The organism is Campylobacter sp. CFSAN093226, from assembly GCF_012897595.1.
GTDB classification, from domain to species: Bacteria; Campylobacterota; Campylobacteria; order Campylobacterales; family Campylobacteraceae; genus Campylobacter_D; species Campylobacter_D jejuni.
In genome coordinates this window covers 671,082-696,748 of the sequence record NZ_CP040608.1, presented here as the reverse complement: position 1 = coordinate 696,748, position 25,667 = coordinate 671,082, and the positions used below count along the sequence as shown (strand labels likewise).

Here is a 25,667-nt window from a genome sequence, read left to right as displayed (position 1 = left end):
CTTGGTTGCGATATTCAGCTATTGCATCTTGAATTTATTTTTCGCTAATTCTTAATTTTTTAAATGTCAAATCTTTATTATCGATATGCAAAACATACTCTCTTACAAAAACCTTAGCTTCATTTTGATCAGTTTGTGAATTTGTAATATTTGTAGTATTTTGCTCTTTGAAATTTACAGGGCTTTTTTGATTTTTTAATGTATTTTTTAAATTTTTATTTTGTGGTTCATTTGCTTCAGGAGAGCTTTCTATAAGCTCTCTTATTTTATTATTATTTAGCTCTTCAGCATGTGAAAATACTTGCAATAAGACTAAAACAACTAAAATTTTTCTCATTTTTATTTCCTATTTTGCATTTACACAAATATTCATTGTCTTAAAATTATCACTTACAATACAACGCAAACCACTACTTCTAGCATCTGCTTCTCCTATTTCCACTTGATCATCATCTTCTTCTTTTTTTTGCGTCTACTTCGGTTTGAATTTTTATAGGAGCTTCTACAACCTTTTCAGGAATTTCAGGCGGCAATACAGAAGGTTTGTCTGGATCTTCACCCCCTTGTTTATCTGGCTCATAGATAGATATATTTGGTTTTTCTGGCAATGAGGCTAATTTTCCTTTAAAATTAAAATTTCCAGTGTATACTTTACCATCTACATCTTTACCTTCTATAGAAAAACCTTGAGAATTTAGAATTTCATTTTCAAGCTTATAGCGAAATCCTTCATTTCCACTAAGATCCGCAAACTGCTTTTCAAGAGCTTCTTTTTGTTCTAAAAGTTTTTCATATATAGCCCTTAATGTTTCATCGCTAACTAAGCCTGATTCTTTGATTTTTTCATAGTTTTTATTTTCTTTGTCAAGTTGAGCTAAGGCTTCTTGGTATTTTTGTAATTCTTCTTTAAAACTAGCGAAATAACCTTCGCCGGTTTTGATTTTATCCATAGCAGTTTTCTTTTGCGTCCATTTTTCATAAAGATTGGTATAATTTTTATAATTTTGTTCTTGCGAACCTTGCCATAACTTTAAAAATTCTTGTTCTACTCCCGTATCTTTAAACGCATTTAAGAAATTTAAACTTTGAGTGATTTCACTAGCCTCATCTTTTCCTACCACACCCTTACTATCTGTGTAAGTCCAAGTTTTGGTATCAAAATCATAAGTGTATTTTCCATTCATCAAATCATCTAAAATTCTTTGAAGCAATTTAGGGTCAAAGTCGTCTTTGGATAATTTCACAGCATCTGTTGCCTTGGTAAAAGAATCAGCAAAAGCATAAGAATTATTATCAAGATATTTTATATCGTTAAATTTCTTTCTTACAGCACTATCAAAATCTTTTTTTCCTGTTACTTCATTATTATATTGCACAGACTTAAAAAATTCTGTCCTTCATCAATGTAACCATTTTCTAAATTATGATAAACATAAATATTACTAAAATTATTATTTACACTAATTCCAGGATCACCAATAACTTTTCCAGCTTGTGTTTTATAGTTTCCAGCACTCAAAATTGCTCCATTTTATAAAATAAGTAAGCATTATTAATCTTTAAATTTCCAACTTTTCCAGTAAATCCTCCTGTTTTACTATCATTCCCAGAAGTTATAAGTTTTTCTATGTCATTAACCACAACATTATTAAAATTACCACCATCAATTTGTCTGCCTATGCCACCCACATAAGAACCTTCTTTGCTACTATACTTATATTATTAATAGCAACATTTGTAAAATTGATAGTGTTATTCCCTCCACTACCATTTCCCCAGCCTATTATTCCGCCAACTTTAGTATTTACAGCTGTATTAATAACGAGATCATTAACAGTCACATTTTCAAAACCCGTATAACTGTTTGCAATATTTTGCCCTACTATACCTCCAACTAAGCATCATAACCAGTTGAAGCAATTTTCAATCCTTGAATATTAAAGTTTCTTATATAGCTATTTTGAACAACTCCAAAAATTCCTACATATTGATTTGATGAATTAATATTAACATTTTTTAAAGCATAACCAGAACCATCGAAAGATTTAGCAAAAGCATTGCTTGTATTATCACCTACTATGTATGTTTTCACGCCACTAAAATCAATATCATCAATCAAACGAAAATGATCAAAAGCTGTTCTAAATTTTTCTTTATTTACATTCCAAAAATCAGCAAATTTATTCCATTCTGTTGCATCCGCAATACTTCCATATTTAGTCCAGTTTTTAACTTTACTACTATCATCAAAACTAAATTTACTACTAGAATTACCCAATAAAGCTCCATCTTCTTCAAAACTTGTTATGCTTTGTTGAATGATAGCTTCTTGCTCTGCTTTGGCTACGATATTTTTTGTATCTTTTACCACTCCAGCATCAACATAAACTTTATTACCTTCAAGTTTTAATACATCCAAAGTAATTTTTCCTTTATTGATTTCAACCTTATTTCCTATTAAAACAATATTATCTGCATTGATCTTTCCAAGATTTATAATATTTCCTTGTTTGCTTACATCAAATGCCGGAGAGAAACTAGCTCCTTTCTCTAAAAAAGTTTTGACATTATCATCACTTAAAGCTGTTGTGCTAGCTACAAATTTTCCCGCAGTAATAGTTCCTGTTTTGCCAATCAAAACTCCCATAGGATTAACTAAAAAGATATTGTTATTCCCTCTATTTAAAGCTCCGTCTATCTTAGAAGCATCTTTTTGATAAGCAATGTTTAGGTAGTTTTGATTTTTGCCGTTAAAATTTACACTTTCATTTTGTCCTATATTAAAACCGCCACCCCATTGGATAACATGATTTTGTCCTTTTCCTGTAATCGTTACAGTATTGCCAGAGGTATGGATAGTCCCACTTGTACCATGAGTAAATTTACCCCCACTTAGTAAAGCATAAGCTTGAGAAAAGAGCAAAGAACTCACCGCAAATGATAAAACTATATGTTTACTCATCTTTTTCATGTTACTCTCCTTTAAAGTATGTTGATATAAATTATTTTTGCATCATCTGAAACTTCAAAGCTAAAATTTACATTTTTCAATGTACTTTTAGCCAACTTTTCTATCTTGTTGTAATTAAATTTATTTTTATTATTTTTCATTTTTTCTAACAAATTTTCTAATTCTTGTTGATTTAACAATCCATTGTCACCATCATAAATTCCAACATCACTTTGTATGAGAATATATTTTCCTTTTGTTGGTTTATTTTTAGTAAGAATTTCCATACTTCCATTTGCAGGAAGATTGATAAGTTTTTCTATAGTCAAGATAGGATTTTTTATTTTATTTGGTAAAATAAAAGTAAAATTTTCAAAGTTATTTACCACTTCTGATTTGACATCTTGAGTATCTATAATCAAACGATTGTTTTTAGAAAAATCTTCTTGATGCGGTAGAATTTGAGTGATTATTTTACCTTTTTTATTTACTTCATGAAAAACAGAACCAGAAAGCAAATCGATATTTACATCTTTAAAGAAATTCAACTCTCCACCTAAATATAAAGTATTGTTATAAGATTTAAAATTTGAAATATCCGAAGTTCCAGATGGAGCTAAAAATATAGCATCTTGATTTTTATACTCATCTATATTTAAATTAACAAGCTCCATGATATTATCATGAGAATTTGCAGACACTCCAGCTATCAACCCCACATAACCTTGTCTTTTATCTGAGGCAGTACTAAAAGCTGTGTTGTTGTTGATGATTTTATTAAAAGCACTTTCTTTATCTGCTTTTATGATGCACGAACTTTCCACGGCAGCCGAAGAACAATCTTTAAGCTTTATAAGATTGTTGTTTGCATTTTGAGTTGCTTTTAAAATAATTTTTGAGCCCTTTCCTAAAGAACTCGCTTCGGTTAAACTCTGAATGAGATTATAATTTATTTTATTATTTGAAACATTTTTAGCATTGATCATCAAACTTAAATTTTTAGATGATTTAATATTTTCAAAATTTACTTCATTATTGTTTGATTCATCGGCGATATAGTCTATACCATCTAGCGTAGTTTCACTTGTAATAAAAGCATATAAAGGCAATGAAATAACAGAATCTTTTATACTTAAGGTATTATTATTTGCTTTTCCACTTAAAGTTCTTGCCGCATATACGGTAAATTTATCAGAATAATTTTGTGGAACTTTTTCATAGGTTAAATCATTTTGTATATCAAAAACATTAAAATTCGCACCCTCTGTAGCAAAACATCCGTAAAGATTGTAATAATTTTTTCCATAAAAATTATCACTGATTTTTAAAGGTTTTTTAAGACGAAATACAATTTTATTTCCATTAGCTTCACCATCATTAGAATACCCACCATAGAGGTTTAACGATGCATGTGTTTTAATGTTTTTATTAAGATGATCTAATGAGTTAAAATGATAAACTTCTATAGAATTTTTCTCTGCATTACCCTGTAATGTTCTTCCACCGTAAATTTCTCCAAATAAAACAGCATCATAAAAAGTTATTTTATTTTGCGAATTTACCATTAAATCTAAATTTAAATTTTTAATTATTACAGAATTTTTACTTACATTGTATTTTTTAAGATTATTTACATCAGCTAAAGCACCTAAAATTTCAAAGGTCGAACGAGCTGTATACTCACCATCTGGCCCATGAAGGACGATATTGGCTGAATCGATAAGAACTTTATTGTTTTGTAAATTAGAATTTATGCCAAAAGCTCCCATTAAACGAGTAATTCTTTCATCATAAATATCCTTACCTTCTTCATCTGAAAAATACTGGGAATTATGAAGGTCAATTTTTGTATTTGACTCTAAGATTAATTTATTGTCTTTAGCTTCACCATCAAAAGCTACAGATCCTGAAATATAAGGAACTCCATTTAAGGGCAAGGTGTAGATATTTTCTACACCCATTATTGATATAGGAGTTTTCTTTTAAAATGGTTTGATTGTTAAATCCCTCCCCCCTGTCAGTAAACGCCGCAGTAATTAAATACTTAAAACGATCGCCTTTTTGAGAATTATTAGGTACTCCACAATCCCCTATGCTTGGTTTGCAAAAATACACAGAAGATAATTCTCCATTTTCTAATATAAGTTTATTATTTGTTGCATTTGTATTTTGCGCATAAGCTGTTACAATAAAAGGCATAAAAGAACTAGGAACGGCTTGAGTATCTGAAGATACGGTTCCTAAAGTGCTAAAAGCTGTTATGATCTCTTCTTTTGAAGTATCCGGAGTTAAAATTTCAAGCTTGGATAAATTTTTATTTCCAGATTTAGGGTTATTATAAATCATAGTTAAATTTGATATAGGGTATTTTGACTTAGAAGCATAGAAATTTTTTCCATTAATTTTTTTAAAAATTTCTGCTTGAGGATCATAAACTTGATTATCCTTAAAAGAATGTTCAGAAATATAAAAAATTTTTCCATCCTTGCTTGCAGCCTGAACCGCCGCAAAACAAACCGAAGAAGATAAAACCACACTACAAACGCCCAAGCCAAATTTTGCATTTGTCTTATTTGTAAAAATTTTAAAAATATTAAAATATTTTTTCATCTCATTTCTTACTAAAATAAAACCTTTTGATTTATCGCAAATTGATTATTTGCAACACTATCCCGTATGTCCTGAGTTGATTATAAAATATTAATTTGATATTTTATTTTTCAATATTTAAATTTAATGAAAATTTAACAAATTTTATATTAATATATTCTTAAATAAAATTTTATTTTAAATATTAAAAGAATACTTTTATAATTATTTAAATATTATCTAAAAGCACAACATTAATATAACTTTTCTAAAAATTGATCCAGACTTAATTAAATATAAATTTAAAATAAGTATAATTTTAAAACATTTTATATCAAAGGAAAAAAATGAAAAAAATATTAAGCATTGCTCTAGTTGCTTTAGTTGGTTTATTTTTAGGTGCTTGTAGTGATTCTAAAAATAAAGAATCAAATGCAAGTGTAGAATTAAAGGTTGGAACTGCTCCAAATTATAAACCTTTTAATTATAAAGAAAACTCAAAACTTACAGGTTTTGATACTGATTTGGTTGAAGAGATTGCCAAAAAAAATGGTATTAAAATTGTTTGGGTTGAAACCAATTTCGATGGATTGATTCCTGCTTTAAAAGCTGGCAAAATCGATATGATTGCCTCAGCTATGAGCGCAACTGACGAAAGAAGACAAAGTGTTGATTTTACCAAACCTTACTATATGAGTAAAAATCTTTATCTTAAGCTAAAAAACAACGACTCTCTTCAAACGAAAAATGATTTAGAAGGTAAAAAAATAGGAGTTCAACTAGGAACTTTACAAGAAAATACTGCAAAAGCTATCAAAAATGCACAAGTACAAAGCAATAAAGATTTAAACATAGCTGTTTTAGCACTAAAAAACAACAAAATCGATGCTATTGTAGCTGATCAAGATACTGCTAAAGGTTTTTTAGCTGAAAATCCAGAATTGGTAAGCTTCTACCAAGAAACAGATGGAGGGGAAGGCTTTAGTTTTGCTTTTGATAAAAATAAACAAAAAAATATTATTGAAATATTTAACAAAGGCATAGATGAAGCAAAAACTGATGGATTTTATGATACTTTAATTAAAAAATATGAATTAGAATAAGCGTGAATTTTCACGCTTATAGCTTAAAAAGTTAAAATTTCATATTTTCTCTCTTTTGCAATTTTTAAAATTTTTTCATCACCATTACATACAAAGGCTTTGCTAACAGACTCTAGTAAAGGTAAATCATTGATAGAATCACTAAAAAAATAAGAATCTTTCATCCATTTTTCATAATCTTTACCCAAATATTCCTTAAGTCTTAAAACCTTGCCTTCCTTAAAGCTATAAATCCCATAAGCTTTTCCACTAAATTTATCACCCACACGCTCGCATTTTATGGCTATGCTTTCTCTCACTCCCAAAAAAGAGGCGATTTTTCTAACTAAAAATTCAGCCGTAGCTGAAATTATAATACACCTTTGATCTTGATATTTGATTATAAGTTCTTTAGCTTTTTCATAAGGTTTTATATAAATTTTTATAAATTCATCTACCAAAGATGAAATTCTATCTTCATTTTTACCCTTAACACTTTGAAGAAAAAAAGTCATAAATTCATCCATATCAAACTTTTTTTCTTGATATTGTTTTTGATAAAAAACGATTTTTTCTAAATATTCTTGAGGTAAAAAACCTTTTTCAACACAAAATTTAAGCCAAAGTTTAGCACTATCGCCTTGTATTAAAGTATCATCTAAATCAAATAAAACAAGCTTCATTTTAACTCTTTTGCTAAAGAAAGATTGAATTTTAAAGCGATTTTATCACCTGCTTCATAAGTACTATGAGTGCTAAAATTTAAAGTATCTACCTTAAATTCAATTTCTTGCACTCTAACCCTATAGCGTATGATATTGCCTAGCAATGATTTTTCTTTGATTTTAGCCTCTAAGCCTTCGTTAGAAATTTCTATGGTTTCAGGACGCAAGGCTATATCTTTTTTAAAATCGTGTTTTAAACCCAAGCTATCAAGCTCTTTAGGGCTTAAAATATTGTAATTTCCTATAAAGCTAGCCACAAAATGAGATTCTGGCAAAAGATAAAGATTATTTGCGTTGGAATTTTGTATGATTTTACCCTCATTCATTAAAATAATCGTATCGGATAACTCTAAAGCTTCTTCTTGATCGTGCGTTACAAAAATAGTGGTGAGTTCAAGTTCTTTTTGAATTTCTTTAATTTGCACCCTTAAATACTTACGAATTTTAGCATCAAGTGCCGATAAAGGCTCATCAAGTAAAAGTAAATCAGGTTTAATCACCAAAGATCTTGCTAAAGCCACTCTTTGCATTTGTCCGCCTGAAAGCTTATGTGGATAAGTTTTAGCGTATTCTTCAAGCTCGACGAGTTTTAACATTTTTTTCACTCTTTTTTCTATGTCCTTTTTATCCATTTTTTTGATCTTTAAACCAAAAGCTACATTTTCAAAAACGTTAAGATTTGGAAAAAGAGCGTAATTTTGAAAAACCATACCTATATTTCTTTTTTGAGGACTTAATTTGGTAAGATCTTTATCATTTAAAGAAATTTTTCCTCCATTAATTTGGCTAAGCCCTGCTATACACCTTAAAAGAGTGGATTTTCCACAGCCACTTGGGCCTAAAAGGGTTATAAACTCACCCTTTTTAGCACTAAAATTAATATCTTCAAAAATAATTTTATCCCCATAAGCTTTTTTAAAATTTTTAATCTTTAAATAAGCCATTTTTCACTCCTTAATCAAACTAGCTATAAAAGTTGTTATAAAAATTAATACAAAATAAACTATTACCAAAGCACTAGAATAATGCCCACTTTGATTTTTGATATTATAAAGATAAACTTGTAAAGTCTCATAAGCACTTCCTACAAGAATATTTGCGTATAAAAATTCACCTATTAAAAAAGAAAAACTTAAAAAAACTGCCACCAAAATTCCATTTCTTAAGTTAGGCAAGATAAGTTTAAAAATCGCTCCCATTAAAGAACCTCCAAGCATAGCATTAGATGTGATGAGTTCATTTAAATTGACATTAGATATAGCATTATCTAAAGCCCTATATATAAAAGGTAAAGCTATAGTAAAATAAGTAAAAATGAGTATCCAAGCTGTGCCTCCTATATTGTCAGCATAAAGTTGCAAAAGCCCCACACAGCTAACTATAGGAGGTACAGCAAAAGGCATGATAATAAGTATATTTACAAAGGCTTTTAATTTTAAAAAATAATAATTTAGCACAAAAACCAAAGGGAAAACAAGAATCACAGAAAGTAAAATACTGCCCACACAAACAAGCAAAGAATGCCAAAGAGCAAGTAAAAATCTTTCGTCATGAAAAAGTTCTTGATACCATTTAAGCGTAAGATCATCAGGCAAAACACTTACACCCCAAGAAGTGGAAATAGAATATAAAAAAGTAGCCATTAAAGGCAAAGCTAAAAATAAAAAAACCAAAAACAAAACTGCATAATGATAAATTTTAGCTTTTAAACTCAAATTTTCATTCATTTAAAGCACCTTAAAATTATATTTTTTAGAAAGGAAATTGGCTATAAAGGTAACAACAAGCATGATAATAGTTATAATGATGCTTAAAGCACTAGCCATATAAGGATCAAGATTGATATCGCCTGCGATTAAAGCAGCGATTCTTACAGGAGCGACATTAAAATTTCCCGAACTTAAAGCATAAATAGTCGCATAAGCTCCAAAAGCATTGGCAAATAAAATCACAAAAACACCAAACAAAGCAGGAGCGAGCAAAGGCAAAGCTATTTTTAACCAATATAAAAAATTGCCTCCACCTAACATTTTACAAGCATTTAAATGTGAATTTTCAAGACTTTTAAAAGCTGGAAGCAAAAGCAAGATTGCCAAAGGAATTTGAAAATACACATAAACAATATTTACCCCGAAATTAGCATAAACACTAACAAAAGGCTCTATGCCTAAATTTTTCAAAAACACATTAACTACACCATTGCTTCCAAGAACTATAATGAAAGCAAAAGCTAAAGGAACTCCTGAAAAATTACTTATCATAGTATTTAAAGAAAAAAGAAATTTACATATTTTTGATGGAGCTAAAACAAATAAAGAATAGCTCGCCAAAAGCCCTATTAAAAGTCCAAAAATACTAGAAATAAAACTGATTTGTAAAGAATTTATAATGCTTTGTAGATAGAATTTGGACTCAAAAATATGTATAAAATTGGCTAAAGAATAAATTTCATCCTCTTCTACATAAAAAGCATTAAAAACAATCCAAATCAAAGGCGCTATCATAAAAAAAGTAAAAACTATAAAAAAAGGTAAAATACTTAAAAAGGCTAGAAATTTTTCTTTCATTTTTTGGCCTTTAAAATTTCATCATTATATCTCTTATCGTGTTTAAGTCCTAAAATTTCACAGATACTGCCACAAATTTCATCCTGTTTTATCTTGGCATTTTCATACGAAAAAGCACTACCAAAAGTGAAAAAAGGCACTAAAATTTCATCTTCACTTAAGCCTCCATGACTTTTACCCTCTGTCATACCATGATCGCTTGTGATGATTACATTAATACCTTGTTCTAACCAAGTAGGCAAATACTCAGAAATCAAAATATCAACTTTTTTGGTTTTATTAGCATACTCAATAGAGTGTGAGCCAAATTTATGTCCTGCATCATCTATATTCATAGAATGTATAAGAGTAAAATCTAGATTATATTTGTTTCTTAAATGCTCCCCATCTGCAAATAAATGAGAATCTAAATAATCATCTTCATAATAAAAATGTCCATAAGGCAAAGTTAAATTTTCATCTTCTATGTGGCGATGTAAAGAAGGAATAAATTCTTTTTTATTATAAAGCTCAAAAACCCAATGATAAGCTGCGCCTCCAGCTTTTAAGCCTTGTTCTTTGCAAAGGTCAAAAATGCTTGTTTGTTTTGAAAAACTCAATTTATTATTAATTATCCCACTTAAAACAGGCTTTACGCCTGTTAATAAGCACTCGTATAAAGGACGAGACATACTAGGAAGTTCGCATTCTAAAGAATAAAATTTGCCTAAATTCTCTTTGCAAAGCGCATTTAAATATCCCATATTTATACTAGCACTTTTACAATTTAAGCCATCAAGCACAACTAAAATAGCTTTGGACATCATTTACTCTTTAAAAAATCTTTTACTTCAAGTAAAATAAATTCATTATCATCAGTTTTATTAGGTTCTCTACTTGAAGAATAAGGAAAGTTATTGTCATTTTCTACGACTATATGAGAGTCATCTACTATATCCACACCTTCTATGGTTTCAAAAGGAAAAACAAATTTATCATTTACCAAAGGCTTTTTAGAAATTTTATTTCTATCCTTAATATTTAAAAGATCTATATAAGAAATTTTTTGAGCTTCATGAGTTTTATCATCTAATTTAACCTTGTAAATTCTTTTAAATTGAGCTACATTATTAAAACAATGCTTAGTATCTTCACCTTCTTTGCAAGCCTTATCTTTAGTGCCTTCTTTTTGATCTCTTTCTATGATGATGCCGTATTTATCATCTATCATATTAAAATCACCTATGGAATGGCTTTTATCTTCTAAGAAATATTTATAAGTTTTTCCAGTGAATTTTTTATTTTTTACATTAAATTCTATGATTCTTAGATATTCTTTACCTTTTTCATTCTCATAAGCGTTGTTATTATAAATGCTTCCTTCTAAAAGCAAATAAAGTTTAGAACCATCTTTAGAGCTTGCCATAGCTTCAAAGCCTTTAGAACGCTTGATATTAAATTTCTCATTTTCTCCATCAGGCTTATCGCTAAATTTTAAACTTGGATTATCAGGAGAAATAAGTTTTTTACCCTCCACATACACATCAAAAACTTCTTTTAAATTCCCATTCTTATCAAAATGAAGCAAATAAGGACCAAATTCATCACCTATATAAAATTCATCATTGATAACCTGTATACTCTCAGTATCAAAATCAACCCCACTTAAATACCTTTCTTTGGTTGTTTCGGTGGTTATAGGATAGGGGTATTTTTTATCACTATCTTTAAAAAAAACTGTTTTTAAAAGTTCGTATTTTGAGTTTTTAAAATCAAATTTAAACTCGTGAGCATAAAGCATGGCATCATAAGAATTATACTTTTTACCCAAGCCATTATCGCTAATTACCCAAAAAACATCTTTTTTTGGAATATATTTTATCCCACTATGTCCTTGTATAGGTTGATTTTTAAAAGGTAAATAAAAATCTGTTTCCCTGTTTCCCTTAGATTTAAAAGTTCCAATTTTTTCTTCTCTAGCGATATTTGCAAATTTCCCATAAGTTTTAAAAAAATCAGGAGCATCCTTAGGAGGTTTTACTGTACTTTTAGAATCTATGATAATATGCCCTGCTAAATTGGCCTCATACTCTTGAACTCCAAATAAAACACTGCAAAGCATAGCACTTGTTAAAATAACCTTTTTCATCCAATCTCCTTTATTTCATATCCACTATAACTTTTTCTTGCCAAAGTTGTGGCAATTCTTTAGCGCTTTTTTCCCAAGCTTTTTGATCTTTGATTGCTCTTGCATTTTTGTATTGCTCACTTGGTAAAAGTTTAGCTTTTATATCATCTGGCAAGGTAATATGATCAATTCTTATTGGCCTTGCATAACCTTTTGCTAGATTGATTTGTCCTTTATCAGAAAGTATAAACTCACGGGCTAATTTAGCCGCATTTGGATGTTTTGCGTATTTATTGATAATAGTTGTATAACCCGAAATAACACTACCATCAGCAGGGATTAAAACTTCATAACGATCTTTGCCCACTTTATCTCTATAGCCTAAACCATTAAAATCCCAAACTAAACCCACTTCAACTTCACCTTTTTCAAGATTGGCTATACTTACATCATTATTTACAAGTCTTCCTTGTTTGGCTAAAGTATTAAAAAAAGCTAAAGCAGGACTTAAATCTTTTTCATCCCCACCTAAGGCATAATTAGCTGCCAAAACTGCACTCACAGCTTGAGCTGCTACACTTACATCGCCCACGGTAATTTTATAATTTCCCTTAAGCAAATCTTGCCAAGTTTTAGGTATATCTTTTACTACATCTTTATTGACTATAAAAGCTATGGTTCCTGTATAAGCTAAAAGCCAATTTCCATCTTTATCTTTAGCCCAAGTTGGAATTTGATCCCAGTAACTTGTCTTAAAAGGCTGAGCTACTCCTTGTTTAACCGCTATCTCTCCAAAAGACGCCCCTACATCCCCTATATCACCGCTTGCATTTTTCTTTTCGGTTTTAAATTTAGCAATTTCTTGAGCTGAACTCATATCTGTATCACTATGTTCTATGTCATAAAGATTTTTAAGATCTGCCCAAGTATCCTTCCAGTTTGCCCAAGTATCAGGCATAGCTAAAGAATTTACCCTACCTTCTGCTTGCGCAGCTTTAATCAAATTCTCATCAATAGCTTGTGAATTTGAAAACAATAAAGCAACAAGACCTAAACTTAAGAAAAATTTCTTACTCATTTTTTTCCTTTCAAAAAATATTTTGGAAATTTAATGAGTTTTAGAAACATTTTAGAAACAAGTTAATTTTTAAGCAAACAAGGTTATAATTTTAAAGTCATAAACAAGGAGCGATCATGCTTTATATTTATATCAAAACTCAAAATGCTTTAGTTCAAAGAATCAATTTTAATCTCGATAGTCAAGAACTACCGCAAAATATTTTATGGATTGATTTACTTCATCCAAGTGCAGCAGAAATTGCTTTTATATCAAGTGAATTTAATCTTGAGTTTCCTACAAAAGAAGAAAGGGAAGAAATAGAGCTTAGCGCAAAATATTGGGAAGATAATGCAACAATAACCATCAATGCTCATTTTTTAGTAAGAGATCTTAAAAGTGATGAAGAAGATAGAAATTTAATCAAGCTTCGCACAGAAATTGTTACTTTTGCTACCGCTAAAAATATCTTATTTACTATAAGATATAACGAATTTAGCACTTTTGAAGAAATTCAAGCAAGGATTTTAGCTAGTCCGAAGAATTTTGAAGATGGTTTTGATATTATTGATAAAATGTTTGAAGTACGCGTTGAAAAAGATGCGGATTTACTAGAATGGATAGATAAAGAAGCAAGACGCTTAAGAACAAGTGTTTTAGAAAAAAAAGATGAATATAGTTATGATGAAATGCTAAAGGATATTTCAAGTTTGCAAGAGCTTAATATGCGCGTAAGAGATTCTTTATTTGATAAGCGTCGCGCTATGACTTCTTTGTTAAAAAGCGATAAAATCGATAAAGACATAAAACAAAATCTCACTATAGTTTTAAAAGACTTAAATTCTTTGGTTGAATTTAGCGTTTCGCAACTTAATATCTTAGATAATATCCAAACCATTTTAGCCAGTCAAATCAACATAGAACAAAACAAAGTCATTAAAATTTTCACCGTTGCAACTGTTGCCATGATGCCACCTACTTTAATAGGAACTGTTTATGGTATGAATTTTAAATTCATGCCCGAACTTGAACTTCACTATGCTTATCCCATAGTGCTTGGCGTGATGGTAATTTCTATCATTTTACCTTTGGTTGTTTTCAAGAAAAAAGGATGGTTATAAAAATTTATTAAGGAGAAACAATGGATACAATAAACATAGGAATTTTAACCCTAAGCGATAGAGCAAGTAGTGGTATATACGAAGATAAAGCCACTGCTGAAATTGAAAGAGTGTTAAATTCATATATAAAAAATGATATTATTTATCATAAAGAATTAATCCCTGATGATTATGATTTGATCATTAAAAAATTACTTTATCTAGCAGATGAAAAAAAATGCGATTTGATTGTTACAAGCGGAGGTACAGGTCCAGCACTTCGTGATGTAACCCCAGAAGCCACGGAAGCCGTGTGTGATAAAATGATGCCAGGTTTTGGAGAACTTATGCGCTTAGAAAGTTTAAAATATGTCCCAACAGCTATACTTTCAAGACAGAGTGCAGGAATTCGCAATAAATCTTTTATCATTAATTTACCAGGAAATCCTAAGGCTATAAAAGAATGCCTAGAGCCTGTTTTTCCGGCTATACCTTACTGTATCGATTTGATAGAAGGTGCTTATATAGAAGCAAATGATGAAGTTATTAAGGTTTTTCGCCCTAAGAAAAAATGTCAAAATTAAAATTTATTAGCTCTGATAAGTCTGCTTAATTGTCTAGCAAGCAGACTTGCCGAAGCTTCATCTTTGCTTATCTTTTGCACTTTATTTTTAAACTTACAAAGTCTGTCATCTAAAATCACATCATTGATTGGAATTTTAGGCTTTTCTTTTTGTTTTTGTGAAATCTTTTTCTTAAAAAACATTCTTTAATCCTTTTTTATAAATATATACCAACTTAGTTGAAAAGAATATTATTTTAGATTTTAAACTATTAACTTTATTTCATTATTTTAAGCTAGAATTCGCAAAAAACTAATCAAGGAAAAATAATGACTTTAATTGCAATTTTATGTCTTTACACAGCACTTTTATCTTGGATTTCCTATGCTCAAATTCGTTTCTTAGAAAGAGAAAAAGACAAACAAGCTCAAATTTTAAGCGAAAAAGACTATCAAAATGCAGCAGATATTGCCATCGAAAATGAAAAATTTAAACTATTTTCCAATTTTTATAATTTAATCATCAGTATTGCATGGATAGGTTTTGGATTTTTATACCTTAAAGAATTACTTATCTTAAACAACACTCGTTTTGAAAATACTTTATTTTTATTATCTTTTTTAATAATCACAAGTATTTTAAATCTACCTTTAAGTATTTATGAAAGTTTTATCAAAGATAAAGCCCATGGTTTTTCAAATATGACTGTAAAACTTTTTATCAAAGATACTATGAAAAGTCTTATTTTAACTTTAATATTTGGATTTTTAATCCTTTATACTTTGCTTTTTTGCTATGATTTTTTTGGAACTTTTTGGTGGATTGCGGCCTTTATTTTTGCCTTTTGTATTATAGTGATTATAAATCTCATCTACCCTACCTTAATAGCACCTATTTTTAATAAAATGAAAAAACTAGACGATGAAAATTTGCTGAAAAAAATCAGCTCTTTGATGAAACAATGTGGGTTTAGTGCAAATGGGGTTTATGTTATTGATGCAAGCAAAAGAGATAAGCGTTTAAATGCTTATTTTGGTGGACTTTTTAAAAGCAAAAGAGTGGTGCTTTTTGATACATTATTAAAAGCCTTAAATGAAAGAGAACTTTTAGCTGTTTTAGGACATGAGCTTGGACATTTTGTTCATAAGGATATTATCAAAGCTTTATTTAACGGCGCTATAACTATGTTTTTACTTTTTTTTGTTTTTGCAAATTTACCTGAATTTGTTTACTTAGAAAGTCATCTAGAAGGAGTAAATGGTGGCGTGTTTGCTCTTTTGTTTATCTTGGCGAATATTTTTAGCTTTTTAATCTCTCCTATGCTTAATGCCTTAAGTAGAAAAAATGAATTTGCAGCTGATCAACACGGAGCTAAAGTTACAAGCAAAGAAGATATGAAAAATGCATTGATAGCTCTAGCAAGAGAAAATAAAGCTTTTATCAAAACAAGTAAAATATATACATTTTTTTATCTCAGTCATCCAAGTATTAGTGATAGAATCAAGGCTCTTTCTTGACTATAAAAAATGCTCTTATGGAAGCTAAATCTAGCTTAAAAGGTTATGAAAATGAAGCGGTATTTATACTTTGCGAATATCTAAAAAAAGATAAAGCTTGGTTATTTTTAAACCAAGATATAAAAATAGATCATGAACCTTATTTTGAGCTTATAAAGCGTTTTAAATCTGGAGAACCTTTTGAATATATATTTGAAAAAGTGGATTTTTGGGGCTTAGAATTTAAGATAAAAAAAGGCATTCTAATCCCTCGCTACGATAGTGAAATTTTACTTTTTCAAATTTTAAATTTATGCAAAAAAAATACTTTTAATGGGATTTTAGAAATAGGATTTGGAAGCGGAATTTTAAGCATTGTTTTAGCCAAAGAACTTGGGTTAAAAATCACAGCCTGTGATATCAATCCCAAAGCCTTAGAATTAGCTTTAGAGAATGCCCAATTACACAAAGTCGATCACTTGATTGACTTTAAACTTTGTAATTTTAAGCAAATTAAAGAAAATTATGATTTTATTTTTTCAAATCCACCTTATATTAAAAATTCATATCCTATAGATATTTGGGTGCAAAAAGAACCCAAAGAGGCTTTATTTGGCGGAGAAAAAGGATATGAAATTCTAGAAGAAATCATACATTTTTCCCTTGATAAAAAAGTTAAATTTTTAGCTTGCGAATTTGGCTATGATCAAAAAGAAATTTTGGAAAAAATTTTATATCAAAATAATTTCATTGTTGATTTTTTCAAAGATGAACAAGGTTATAATCGTGCTTTTATAGCTAAATTTACAAATATGCGTTATGATAAAAAATAAAAGGAGAAACTCTTGAAAGCTGTTAATTTATTTTTACTTGCCTCCATCATAGGGGTTGAACTCATACTAGGAATAGTTGTTGCACCAACAATTTTTTTTCCTCAAAATCTTATAGGAGAAGGAGTGTTGAGCCATTTTCAAAGTGGCTTAATGATGACGCAAATTTTTATTAAGATGGGATATTTGCTGATTTTTGTTTCAGTGGTTAATTTTTTATATGAAATTTATTCTCTTATAAAAGATGAAATGAAATTTCAAATAAAATTTTCAAAATTTATGCTGAGTTTGCTTATTTTGATTTTAAGCTTAATATTTGTTTTTTATTTTACTAATACCATAATTGAACTCCAAAACTTAGGCGAAAACGCTACAAAAACTCAAGAATTTATCAGTATCCATAATGCAAGTGAAGTGGTGATTAAAATCATCTTGATAATGCAAGTTTTTTTATATTTCTTAAGCTTTAAAATAGCAAAAAAATGATAAAATATTAAATAAATCCAAAAGAGAAGGAGTAGGCCATGATGATCTCTGATGCAACTATGATGCAACAAAATTATTATTTAAATAATGCACAAAAAGCTAGCGATAAAGCTTTAGAAAATATTGCAGCTGTTCGCGCAATAAGTGGAGTTGATAGTGCTAATTTAGCTATTGCTGATTCTTTAAGATCTCAATCAAGCACTATAGATCAAGGTGTCGCAAATGCTTATGATGCTATAGGGGTTTTACAAATTGCAGATGCTAGCCTTACCAATATCTCTCAAAGCGCAGATAGACTTAATGAACTTTCAGTAAAAATGAACAATGCTGCACTTAATGATTCTCAAAAAGGAATGCTAAGAACAGAAGCAACACGCATACAAGAATCCATCAATGATTCTTTTAATAATGCAACTTATAATGGAAAAAATGTCTTTCAAACTATGAATTTTGTAGTAGGTAGCGGAACTGAAACTACAAATTTAAATCCATTAGCAACAGATGGATTAAGCATAGATAGTCAAGATAGTATTACAAATTTTATGGATCAACTTGGAAGTTTAAGAAGTGAAATAGGCTCAGGTATCAATGCCATCACATCAAATATTAATGCAAGTGTTCAAAATAGCATCAACTCAAAAGCAGCTGAAAATAATTTACTAAATAATGACATGGCAAAAAATGTCAATGATTTTAATGCCAATTATCTAAAAGAAAATGCTGCTGCTTTTGTTGCTGCGCAATCCAACATGCAGCTTCAAAGCAAAATTGCTAATTTATTACAATAAAATAAGCCCTAAATAGGGCTTATTTTTTATCAAAATGACTTTAGAGCAAATTTTAGAAAAAACCAAAAACGTTCGTCTTGTAGCCGCAAGCAAGTATGTCGATGCAAGTATAATTGAAAAGCTTTTTGATCAAGGTATAGTAGAATTTGGAGAAAATCAAGTCCAAGCTCTAGCACAAAAAAAAGAAAATCTTGATGAAAAAAAACTAGACATAAAGTGGCATTTTATAGGAACGCTACAAAGCAACAAAATCAATCTCTTAATCAAACAAAAACCTATATTATGGCACTCTTGCAATGGTATTAAAATAGCTAAAGCTATGGACAAAAGACTTGATTATAAATTAAATACTTTATTAGAAATCAATAGTGCAAATGAAAATAGCAAAAGCGGTCTAGATCCAAATCAAGCCGTAGAAGAATATTTACAAATACAAGAAGAATGCTCTAATTTAAATCTTTGTGGCGTAATGAGCATAGGATCACACAGCCAAGATAAAGAAAATATTATAAAAAGCTTTGAAACTACATTTAAAATTTATGAAATTCTTCAAAAACATGGGGCTAAGATTTGCTCTATGGGGATGAGTAATGATTTTGAAATTGCTATAAAATGCGGATCCAACTTGGTAAGACTCGGAAGCATTTTATTTAAAAATCTTAAGTAAAACAATCTTACTTAAGCATATTTATTAGAAATTTCCTCTACTATACTATCAGAGATAATAAAATCTGTATGATAAAGCAAGCAAGATCCCGCACTAATAACTTTTAAAACAAGTTTTTTATTATTTTTTTCATTAGGATTATGTGCATTTCTAGCAATTTCATGAATTTCATAGATTAATTCTCTATTCAATCTTGTCAAATCTAGCTCTATGATATTTTTTTCAAATTCCTTAGGTTCTGCGGTAAAATGATTTTCTTCTTTATTTTTAAAATCTTTTTTTGCTCCAAATTTTTTTATAGCTTTAATCTCGCCATCTTCAAGACTTTGCAAATCTTTAATTGCTTTTAAAAAAAAGCTAGGCTTCTCCCCTCCTTCAGCTTTAAATCCCAATACAAAACCATAGGCATTATTTTTTAAATTTTCATCTTTGATGATGTTTTCTATTTCTTCTACATTGCTTTCAAATACAGTAGCATCAAACGAAGAATAATAATCCAAAATTTCAATTCTACCATAACGCTTATTATTTTTACTCATCATGGATTTGAAATCTTCAATTTTACCTATACTTAAAATTTCTCCATTGTTTTTTAAACTTTCAAAATCTAAACTTTTAACATAATCTATGGCATTAATTTGTTCATAAAATCGATCTAAAGGATGGCCTGAAACATAAATTCCTAAAATTTCTTTTTCATATCCTAATTTTTCCATCACTTCAAATTCTTCATTTTTGGGAGTAAAATTTACTTGAACACCTGAAGTTAATTCCTCTTCACCAAAAAGAGAACTTGCAGCATTTTTTCTTACTTCAGCCATTTTACGCGATGCTTCGCTAAGATTTTCCATATTATCAAACAAAGCTTTTCTAGTAAAACCAAACTCATCAAAAGCCCCTGCCTTAATAAGACTTTCTAATGTTCTACGGTTTATTTTGGTGGGATCTATCTTACCTAAGAAATCATTAATATCCTTAAATTCTCCATCTTGTCTTGCTTCAAGTAAATTTTCAACTGCAGGAATACCCACACTTTTTATAGCCCCAAGTCCGTATATAATAGCATCCTTGCCATCTTGCTCTAAAGCACTAAATTCACGGATCGCTTTGTTAATCGATGGAGGTAAAAGTTTAATATTCATTTTTTTCATCTCATCAATATAAACAGCAATTTTATCCACATTGTTTTCTTCGCTTGTTAAAAGCGCTGCCATAAATTCACTAGGATAATAAGTTTTTAAATAAGCTGTTTGAAAAGTAATCAATGCATAAGCCGCAGAGTGAGATTTATTAAAACCATATCCTGCAAATTTTACGATAAGCTCCCATAAATCCTCAGCTTTTGCTCTATCATATCCTTGTTTTTCTGCTCCATCTGCAAAATCAGTTTTAAGCTTTTTCATCTTCTCAGGATCTTTTTTACCCATAGCACGACGCACTACATCAGCACCTCCTAAAGAAAAGCCACCTATAATTTGAACAATTTGCATAACCTGTTCTTGATAAACAATAACCCCATAAGTAGGCTCTAAAACCTTTTCTAAACTGTCAAAAGGATATTCTATACTTTTTAAACCATGCTTTCTGTCGATAAAATCATCAAGCATTCCTGATTCCATAGGGCCTGGACGATAAAGCGCAAGAACCGCAATGATATCTTCAAAACGCTCTGGTTTTAAGCGTGCATTTAAGCTTTGCATACCGCCTGATTCGATTTGAAAAATTCCCAAAGTATTTCCACTTTGTATGGTTTTATAAACTTTGCTATCATTTACATCTATAGTTTCCCAAATAATGTCTTTATTGTAACGCTTTTTAATAAGCTTGATCGCATTATTGATTACTGTTAAGGTTTTAAGACCTAAAAAGTCAAATTTTATCAAATCCACATCTTCTAAATGATCTTTAGAATACTGCGTTACCAAATGTCTTTCATCATTTTTACTTTGTCTAAAAAGCGGAGTTTTCTTCCATAAACTTTCATTAGAAATTACAACACCTGCTGCGTGCATACCCGCATTGCGATTTAATCCTTCTAAAGCTCTTGCATACTCCCAAACTTCAAGACCTTTAGGATGACGATCGATAAATTCTTTGATTTTAGGTTCTTTTTCATAAGCAGCATCAAGAGTGATTTTAAGCTCTTCAGGCACAAGTTTAGCAAGCTCATCAGCATCTTGAATACTCATATCACAAACTCTAGCCACATCACGAATCACCCCTTTAGCCAAAAGTTTACCAAAGGTAATCACCTGTGCAACCTTATCCGCTCCATATTTATCAATCACATAATCAATCACTTCAGCACGTCTGTCTTGACAAAAATCCACATCAATATCAGGCATGCTCACACGCTCAGGATTTAAAAAACGCTCAAAAAGTAGACTATAAGGAATAGGATCTAAATCCGTAATCCTTAAACAATAAGAAACCAAACTTCCTGCAGCTGATCCTCTTCCAGGGCCTACTGGAATACCTTTATCCTTAGCCACTTTAATAAAATCATGAACAATAAGCATATAACCTGAAAATTTCATATTTTTAATGATGTTAATTTCTACTTCAAGTCTTTGTTTGTATTCTTCATGCTTACTTTCATCGATAAATTTTAATCTCTCTTCAAGTCCCTTTTTGCAAAGTTCTTCAAAAACCATGTCATCATTATCAAAGCTAAATTCTTTTGTTTCTTCAGGTAAGATAATATTATGATCTTTAGCATATTCTCTTGTAAATTTAAAATTCGGTGGAGTGGGATTGCCAAGATTAAGCTCTAAATTACATTTTTGTGCGATTTCTTGTGTATTTTCTATAGCTTCTGGAATATCTGCAAAAAGCTCACTCATCTGCTCAGGACTTTTAACATAAAATTCATGCACACTATGACGCATTCTATCAGGATCGTTAAGTTTTTTTCCCATGGCTATACACATAAAAACCTCATGGGCAGCCGCTCTTTCTTTAAAAGTATAATGCGTATCATTTGTAGCAATGATTTTTATATTTAATTCTTTAGAAAGTCTGATAATATCATCATCTATCATTCTTTGATCGCCTATACCATGACGCATGATTTCAAAATAAAAATCATCTTTAAAAACTTTTTTATACCATAATGCCGCTTCTTTTGCTGCTTCATAGCCTTTTGCACCAAAACGCACATTTCTTTCACTATAAGTATTTAAGTGCCAATTTACTTCACCTTGCAAGCAAGCAGAAGAGCAAATAAGACCTTCGCTATAATCTTCCAAAAGCTTTTTATTGATACGCGGATAATAATACAAACCTTTAATATAACTTTGAGAACTTAAATACATTAAATTTTGATATCCAATCTCATTTTTTGCATACAAACAAAGGTGAAAACGCTGACGAGAACTTTTATCATCTAACTCATCATGATTATGCAAATACGCTTCTATACCAATGATAGGTTTTAAACCTTGTGCTTTCATTGTTTGATAAAAATCAATTGCCCCAAACATATTTCCATGATCTGTCATAGCCACACTTGTAGCACCCTGCTCTTTTAAAGTCAAAGCTAATTCTTTAAGCTTATTGGCTCCATCAAGCAAAGAATATTCTGTATGTAAATGCAAGTGTGTAAATTGACTCATTTTCTTCCTTTAGTTTTTTAAGGCTTATTTTAATTTTGATAAAAATTATAAATTTTTCTCGCTGAATTTGAAAGAAATTGACCCTAAATTTCAACTTAAATTTTACAAAAAGGCAAAAATTCAGCCAAAATAAACTATAATAAAATTAAGATTTTAATCTTAATAAAAAGAACTTCTCAAAGGATGAAATGATGAAAGTAAAAATTGCTTATTGCAATCTTTGAAATTATCGCCCACAAGCTGCAAGGGTTGCAGAAGAACTACAAAGCGATTTCAAAGATGTTGAAGTAGAATTTGAAATTGGCGGCAGAGGTGATTTTATCGTTGAAGTAGACGGAAAAGTTATCTTCTCTAAAACACAACTTATTAATTGCGAAAGTGAAAGATTTCCATATCAAAATGAAATTAATCAATTAATAAAAAATAGAGTGTAATCAAACACTCTATCATAACATTTTCTCATATTCCTTACCAATATATATGTTTTGCTCATACTCGATAATAGGACGCTTAATACAACTTGGATTTTCCAATACAATTTTTTCAAGTTCTTTTTCATTTAAATTTTTAACTTTTTCTTTGTTTAAGCCAAGTTTTTTAGAAGTTAATCCAGCAGTATTGATAAGTTCTTCAAAAGATTTTTGTTTTAACCATGTGTATAAAATATCTTGATTAATCTTTTTAATATCCATAAAATCAAACACAATACCTTTTTGTGTTAAAGCATCCATAGCTTTCTTTACAGAATTGCAATTTTTAATACCATAAAGTTTCATTTTCTAGTCTTTTTTACCAAATCTGCGATTAAAAAAGCAAGTTCTAATGCTTGATCCGCATTAAGTCTTGGATCGCATTGAGTCTCATAACGATCTTCCAAGCTTTGAGCAGTAACATTGCTTGCACCACCTGTGCATTCTGTTACATCTTTCCCAGTCATTTCAAGATGCACTCCACCTGGATAAACCCCTTCGCTTATTGCAATCTCAAAAAAAGATCTCACTTCTTGCATAATTTTATCAAACTCACGTGTTTTAAAATTGCCTGCTTTTACCGTATTTCCATGCATAGGATCTATGCTATATACTAAATTTAAACCTTCACTTTTAAGTTTAGAGAAAATTTTTGGCAAATTATTGATAATTTTATCTGCACCCATGCGGATAATAATATTTAATCTTCCTTCTTCATTGTTTGGATTTAAAACATTTGCTAAAGCTATGATATCATCAGCACTTGCACTAGGTCCTATTTTAACCCCTAAAGGATTTTTTACTCCACTTAAAAAATGCACATGAGCTTCATCAAGCGCCCTTGTTCTTTCACCTATCCAAAGCATGTGAGCTGAACAATCGTAAATTTCTCCACTTAAACTATCCACTCTAGTTAAAGCTTCTTCATAAGGCAAAAGTAAAGCTTCATGTGAAGTATAAACACTAACTTCTCTTAGACTTGGAGTATTACTTGTATTAATTCCACAAGCTTCCATAAAAGCTAAAGCTTGTGAAATTTTTTCACTGATATCAGTATATTGCTTATGGAGTTCACTCTTTTTTAAAAAGCCCAAATTCCAACGATGTACTTCATGTAAATCTGCTAAACCACCCTTAGCAAATCCACGCAACAAATTTAGCGTTATTGCGCTTTGATAATAAGCTTCAAGCATTCTATGTGGATCAGGAATGCGTGCTTGTTCACTAAATTCAAAACCATTAATAATATCACCACGATAACTAGGAAGACTTATACCATCTAACTCTTCAAAATCACTACTTCTTGGCTTGGCAAACTGCCCTGCAATACGACCAATTTTTATAACAGGACATCCACCAGCAAATGTAAGTACTATAGCCATTTGAAGTAAAATTTTAAACATATCACGGATATTTACAGCGCCAAAATTTTCAAAACTTTCAGCGCAATCTCCACCTTGAAGTAAAAAAGCTTCTTTTTTACAAACTCTTGCTAAAGACTTTTGAAGATTTCTCACTTCTCCAGCAAAAACCAAAGGAGGAAGTTTCTCAAGTCTTGCTAGAACTCTATTCATTTCCTCTTGATCTGGATAGATAGGTTGCTGTTTTATAGGATAGTTTTTCCAAGAATTCTTAGCCCACATGGTTTTTTCTTTCGTTTTATTTATCAGCTTCCTCTATAAGTTGAATAACCAAAAGGAGAAAGGGTTATTGGAACATGATAATGTTTCTGATCTTTAGAAAGCTCAAAACTTACCTCTACAAAAGGATAAAAAGTATTTATTTTGTGTGATGTGTAATAGTCTTTTGTAAAAAATTTAAGCTTATAAATTCCAAAAGCCCTATTTTCAGCTTTTTCATATGGTAATAAATCTCCTATTCTACCATTTTCTTCGGTAAATTCTTCACTTACTTTTTTCCACTGTTGATTTGCTTCCAACTTATAAAGCTCAACTTTTACTTTAGGAGCAGGTTGTCCAGAAGTAATATCCAAGACATGAGTACTTAATTGATATTCAGTAGCACTCAAAAACATTGGCACGCTTGCTAGTATTAATAAAGTTTTTTTAATAGAAAACATTTTCTCTCCTTGTATAATATTTACAAGGAATATTATACAAGAGTATTATTAATAATTAAAATCAAATAAATAATAATTATAAATTAATTATAATTATTTAATTGTTAGACTTATAATAAAAATAATTATAAATTATTTTTTAAGCTCTTTAATACGCGCTGCTTTACCGCGTCTATCTCTTAAGTAGAATAATCTTGCACGGCGTACACGACCACGACGCAAAACAGTAATACTTTCTAAACTTTCACTATAAATAGGAAAAATTCTCTCAACGCCAACATTATTAGCGCCAATTTTACGCACGATAAAAGTTTCACTTACGCCATTACCTCTTCTAGCAATACAAATACCCTCAAAATTTTGGATTCTTGTTTTATCTCCTTCTTTGATGCGAATTGCAAGCTTTAAAGTATCACCAGCACGAAAATCTGGAACATTTTTACCTTCAATTTGTTTTGCTTCAAATTGTTCTATATATTTATTTTTCATAAAAAAT

General features: G+C 29.9%; 29 protein-coding genes. 9 read left to right on the top strand and 20 right to left on the bottom strand.

From position 1 onward, the window contains the following. Positions 1-34 precede the first annotated feature (34 nt). From FBF02_RS09085 to FBF02_RS03635, 7 genes are all read right to left on the bottom strand, one after another. Positions 35-337 (bottom strand): hypothetical protein, encoded by a 303-nt coding sequence (locus FBF02_RS09085; protein WP_002858562.1) that lies wholly within the window; start codon positions 335-337, stop codon positions 35-37. Positions 338-449: 112 nt separating this feature from the next. Further along, a complete protein-coding gene (locus FBF02_RS03650) occupies positions 450-1,376 on the bottom strand; it encodes a hypothetical protein (protein WP_002858499.1) in 927 nt (308 codons plus the stop codon). Positions 1,377-1,515: 139 nt separating this feature from the next. Then, a complete protein-coding gene (locus FBF02_RS09080; protein WP_002858593.1) occupies positions 1,516-1,689 on the bottom strand; it encodes a hypothetical protein in 174 nt (57 codons plus the stop codon). Continuing rightward, positions 1,677-1,841, bottom strand: coding sequence for a hypothetical protein (locus FBF02_RS09075; RefSeq protein WP_002879385.1), 165 nt, complete (start codon positions 1,839-1,841; stop codon positions 1,677-1,679). The genes FBF02_RS09080 and FBF02_RS09075 overlap by 13 nt, the downstream gene beginning before the upstream one ends. A 53-nt stretch (positions 1,842-1,894) precedes the next feature. Next, entirely contained in the window at positions 1,895-2,971 is a 1,077-nt protein-coding gene (locus FBF02_RS03645) for a filamentous hemagglutinin N-terminal domain-containing protein (RefSeq protein ID WP_002858633.1), read from the bottom strand. 11 nt (positions 2,972-2,982) lie between these two features. Next, positions 2,983-4,911, bottom strand: a complete 1,929-nt coding sequence (locus FBF02_RS03640; RefSeq protein WP_002916328.1) for a hypothetical protein — start codon at positions 4,909-4,911, stop codon at positions 2,983-2,985. Beyond that, positions 4,841-5,560 (bottom strand): hypothetical protein, encoded by a 720-nt coding sequence (locus FBF02_RS03635; protein WP_002852321.1) that lies wholly within the window; start codon positions 5,558-5,560, stop codon positions 4,841-4,843. The genes FBF02_RS03640 and FBF02_RS03635 overlap by 71 nt, the downstream gene beginning before the upstream one ends. A 326-nt stretch (positions 5,561-5,886) precedes the next feature. Between FBF02_RS03635 and FBF02_RS03630 the strand changes: the two genes are divergently transcribed. Then, entirely contained in the window at positions 5,887-6,642 is a 756-nt protein-coding gene (locus FBF02_RS03630) for a basic amino acid ABC transporter substrate-binding protein (RefSeq protein WP_002858622.1), read from the top strand. 23 nt (positions 6,643-6,665) lie between these two features. Here the strand turns inward: FBF02_RS03630 and FBF02_RS03625 are convergent, their stop codons facing one another. Genes FBF02_RS03625 through FBF02_RS03595 form a run of 7 tightly spaced genes read right to left on the bottom strand, consistent with a single transcriptional unit; the run spans position 6,666 to position 13,098 of the window. Beyond that, positions 6,666-7,304 carry an HAD family phosphatase gene (locus tag FBF02_RS03625; protein ID WP_002810914.1) on the bottom strand — a complete coding sequence of 213 codons (639 nt, stop codon included), beginning with the start codon at positions 7,302-7,304 and terminating at the stop codon, positions 6,666-6,668. After that, positions 7,301-8,290, bottom strand: a complete 990-nt coding sequence (locus FBF02_RS03620; RefSeq protein ID WP_002793288.1) for an ABC transporter ATP-binding protein — start codon at positions 8,288-8,290, stop codon at positions 7,301-7,303. The genes FBF02_RS03625 and FBF02_RS03620 overlap by 4 nt, the downstream gene beginning before the upstream one ends. 3 nt (positions 8,291-8,293) lie before the next feature. After that, the gene (locus FBF02_RS03615; RefSeq protein WP_002793289.1) at positions 8,294-9,073 is read right to left on the bottom strand and encodes an ABC transporter permease; all 780 of its coding nucleotides are present in this window, start codon (positions 9,071-9,073) and stop codon (positions 8,294-8,296) included. After that, the gene (locus FBF02_RS03610; protein ID WP_002784190.1) at positions 9,074-9,913 is read right to left on the bottom strand and encodes an ABC transporter permease; all 840 of its coding nucleotides are present in this window, start codon (positions 9,911-9,913) and stop codon (positions 9,074-9,076) included. Continuing rightward, positions 9,910-10,719, bottom strand: a complete 810-nt coding sequence (locus FBF02_RS03605; RefSeq protein ID WP_010891882.1) for an alkaline phosphatase family protein — start codon at positions 10,717-10,719, stop codon at positions 9,910-9,912. The genes FBF02_RS03610 and FBF02_RS03605 overlap by 4 nt, the downstream gene beginning before the upstream one ends. Then, positions 10,716-12,041 carry an esterase-like activity of phytase family protein gene (locus FBF02_RS03600; protein ID WP_002793291.1) on the bottom strand — a complete coding sequence of 442 codons (1,326 nt, stop codon included), beginning with the start codon at positions 12,039-12,041 and terminating at the stop codon, positions 10,716-10,718. The genes FBF02_RS03605 and FBF02_RS03600 overlap by 4 nt, the downstream gene beginning before the upstream one ends. A gap of 10 nt (positions 12,042-12,051) precedes the next feature. Further along, positions 12,052-13,098 carry an extracellular solute-binding protein gene (locus FBF02_RS03595; protein ID WP_002852095.1) on the bottom strand — a complete coding sequence of 349 codons (1,047 nt, stop codon included), beginning with the start codon at positions 13,096-13,098 and terminating at the stop codon, positions 12,052-12,054. A gap of 116 nt (positions 13,099-13,214) precedes the next feature. Here FBF02_RS03595 and corA point away from each other — a divergent pair, with 116 nt between their 5' ends. Next, positions 13,215-14,198, top strand: coding sequence for a magnesium/cobalt transporter CorA (corA, locus tag FBF02_RS03590; RefSeq protein ID WP_002852367.1), 984 nt, complete (start codon positions 13,215-13,217; stop codon positions 14,196-14,198). Between the two features lie 20 nt (positions 14,199-14,218). Continuing rightward, on the top strand, positions 14,219-14,761 hold the full coding sequence (gene mog, locus FBF02_RS03585) for a molybdopterin adenylyltransferase (protein WP_002842823.1): 543 nt from the start codon (positions 14,219-14,221) through the stop codon (positions 14,759-14,761). On the opposite strand, the gene FBF02_RS03580 is transcribed toward mog, so the two are convergent. Beyond that, positions 14,758-14,943, bottom strand: a complete 186-nt coding sequence (locus FBF02_RS03580) for a hypothetical protein (RefSeq protein WP_002825403.1) — start codon at positions 14,941-14,943, stop codon at positions 14,758-14,760. The genes mog and FBF02_RS03580 overlap by 4 nt on opposite strands. A 126-nt stretch (positions 14,944-15,069) precedes the next feature. Here FBF02_RS03580 and FBF02_RS03575 point away from each other — a divergent pair, with 126 nt between their 5' ends. From FBF02_RS03575 to FBF02_RS03555, 5 genes are read left to right on the top strand one after another with little or no spacing between them, the layout of a single operon-like run. After that, a complete protein-coding gene (locus FBF02_RS03575) occupies positions 15,070-16,257 on the top strand; it encodes a M48 family metallopeptidase (protein WP_002858475.1) in 1,188 nt (395 codons plus the stop codon). Next, positions 16,254-17,069, top strand: coding sequence for a HemK/PrmC family methyltransferase (locus FBF02_RS03570; RefSeq protein ID WP_002858549.1), 816 nt, complete (start codon positions 16,254-16,256; stop codon positions 17,067-17,069). Before FBF02_RS03575 ends, FBF02_RS03570 begins: the two co-directional genes overlap by 4 nt. A 12-nt stretch (positions 17,070-17,081) precedes the next feature. Beyond that, positions 17,082-17,552 (top strand): DUF4149 domain-containing protein, encoded by a 471-nt coding sequence (locus FBF02_RS03565; protein ID WP_002858582.1) that lies wholly within the window; start codon positions 17,082-17,084, stop codon positions 17,550-17,552. Between the two features lie 38 nt (positions 17,553-17,590). Continuing rightward, entirely contained in the window at positions 17,591-18,340 is a 750-nt protein-coding gene (gene flaC, locus FBF02_RS03560; RefSeq protein WP_002858476.1) for a flagellin C, read from the top strand. Between the two features lie 34 nt (positions 18,341-18,374). After that, positions 18,375-19,007, top strand: coding sequence for a YggS family pyridoxal phosphate-dependent enzyme (locus FBF02_RS03555; RefSeq protein WP_002852054.1), 633 nt, complete (start codon positions 18,375-18,377; stop codon positions 19,005-19,007). Positions 19,008-19,018: 11 nt separating this feature from the next. Here FBF02_RS03555 and dnaE read toward each other — a convergent pair whose 3' ends face one another. Then, on the bottom strand, positions 19,019-22,621 hold the full coding sequence (dnaE, locus tag FBF02_RS03550) for a DNA polymerase III subunit alpha (RefSeq protein ID WP_002852165.1): 3,603 nt from the start codon (positions 22,619-22,621) through the stop codon (positions 19,019-19,021). A gap of 191 nt (positions 22,622-22,812) precedes the next feature. On the opposite strand from dnaE, the gene FBF02_RS09180 reads away from it, so the two are divergent. Beyond that, positions 22,813-23,055: a SelT/SelW/SelH family (seleno)protein gene (locus FBF02_RS09180; RefSeq protein WP_257406500.1), complete on the top strand. Its 243-nt coding sequence runs from the start codon at positions 22,813-22,815 to the stop codon at positions 23,053-23,055. A gap of 12 nt (positions 23,056-23,067) precedes the next feature. On the opposite strand, the gene FBF02_RS03540 is transcribed toward FBF02_RS09180, so the two are convergent. From FBF02_RS03540 to rplS, 4 genes are all read right to left on the bottom strand, one after another. Continuing rightward, on the bottom strand, positions 23,068-23,397 hold the full coding sequence (locus FBF02_RS03540) for an ArsC/Spx/MgsR family protein (protein ID WP_002854966.1): 330 nt from the start codon (positions 23,395-23,397) through the stop codon (positions 23,068-23,070). Beyond that, entirely contained in the window at positions 23,394-24,734 is a 1,341-nt protein-coding gene (locus FBF02_RS03535; protein ID WP_002852215.1) for a class II 3-deoxy-7-phosphoheptulonate synthase, read from the bottom strand. The genes FBF02_RS03540 and FBF02_RS03535 overlap by 4 nt, the downstream gene beginning before the upstream one ends. Before the next feature lie 23 nt (positions 24,735-24,757). Further along, on the bottom strand, positions 24,758-25,171 hold the full coding sequence (gene uraH, locus FBF02_RS03530) for a hydroxyisourate hydrolase (protein WP_002852246.1): 414 nt from the start codon (positions 25,169-25,171) through the stop codon (positions 24,758-24,760). A gap of 132 nt (positions 25,172-25,303) precedes the next feature. Beyond that, positions 25,304-25,660 (bottom strand): 50S ribosomal protein L19, encoded by a 357-nt coding sequence (gene rplS / locus FBF02_RS03525; RefSeq protein ID WP_002852307.1) that lies wholly within the window; start codon positions 25,658-25,660, stop codon positions 25,304-25,306. Between the last annotated feature and the right edge of the window lie 7 nt (positions 25,661-25,667).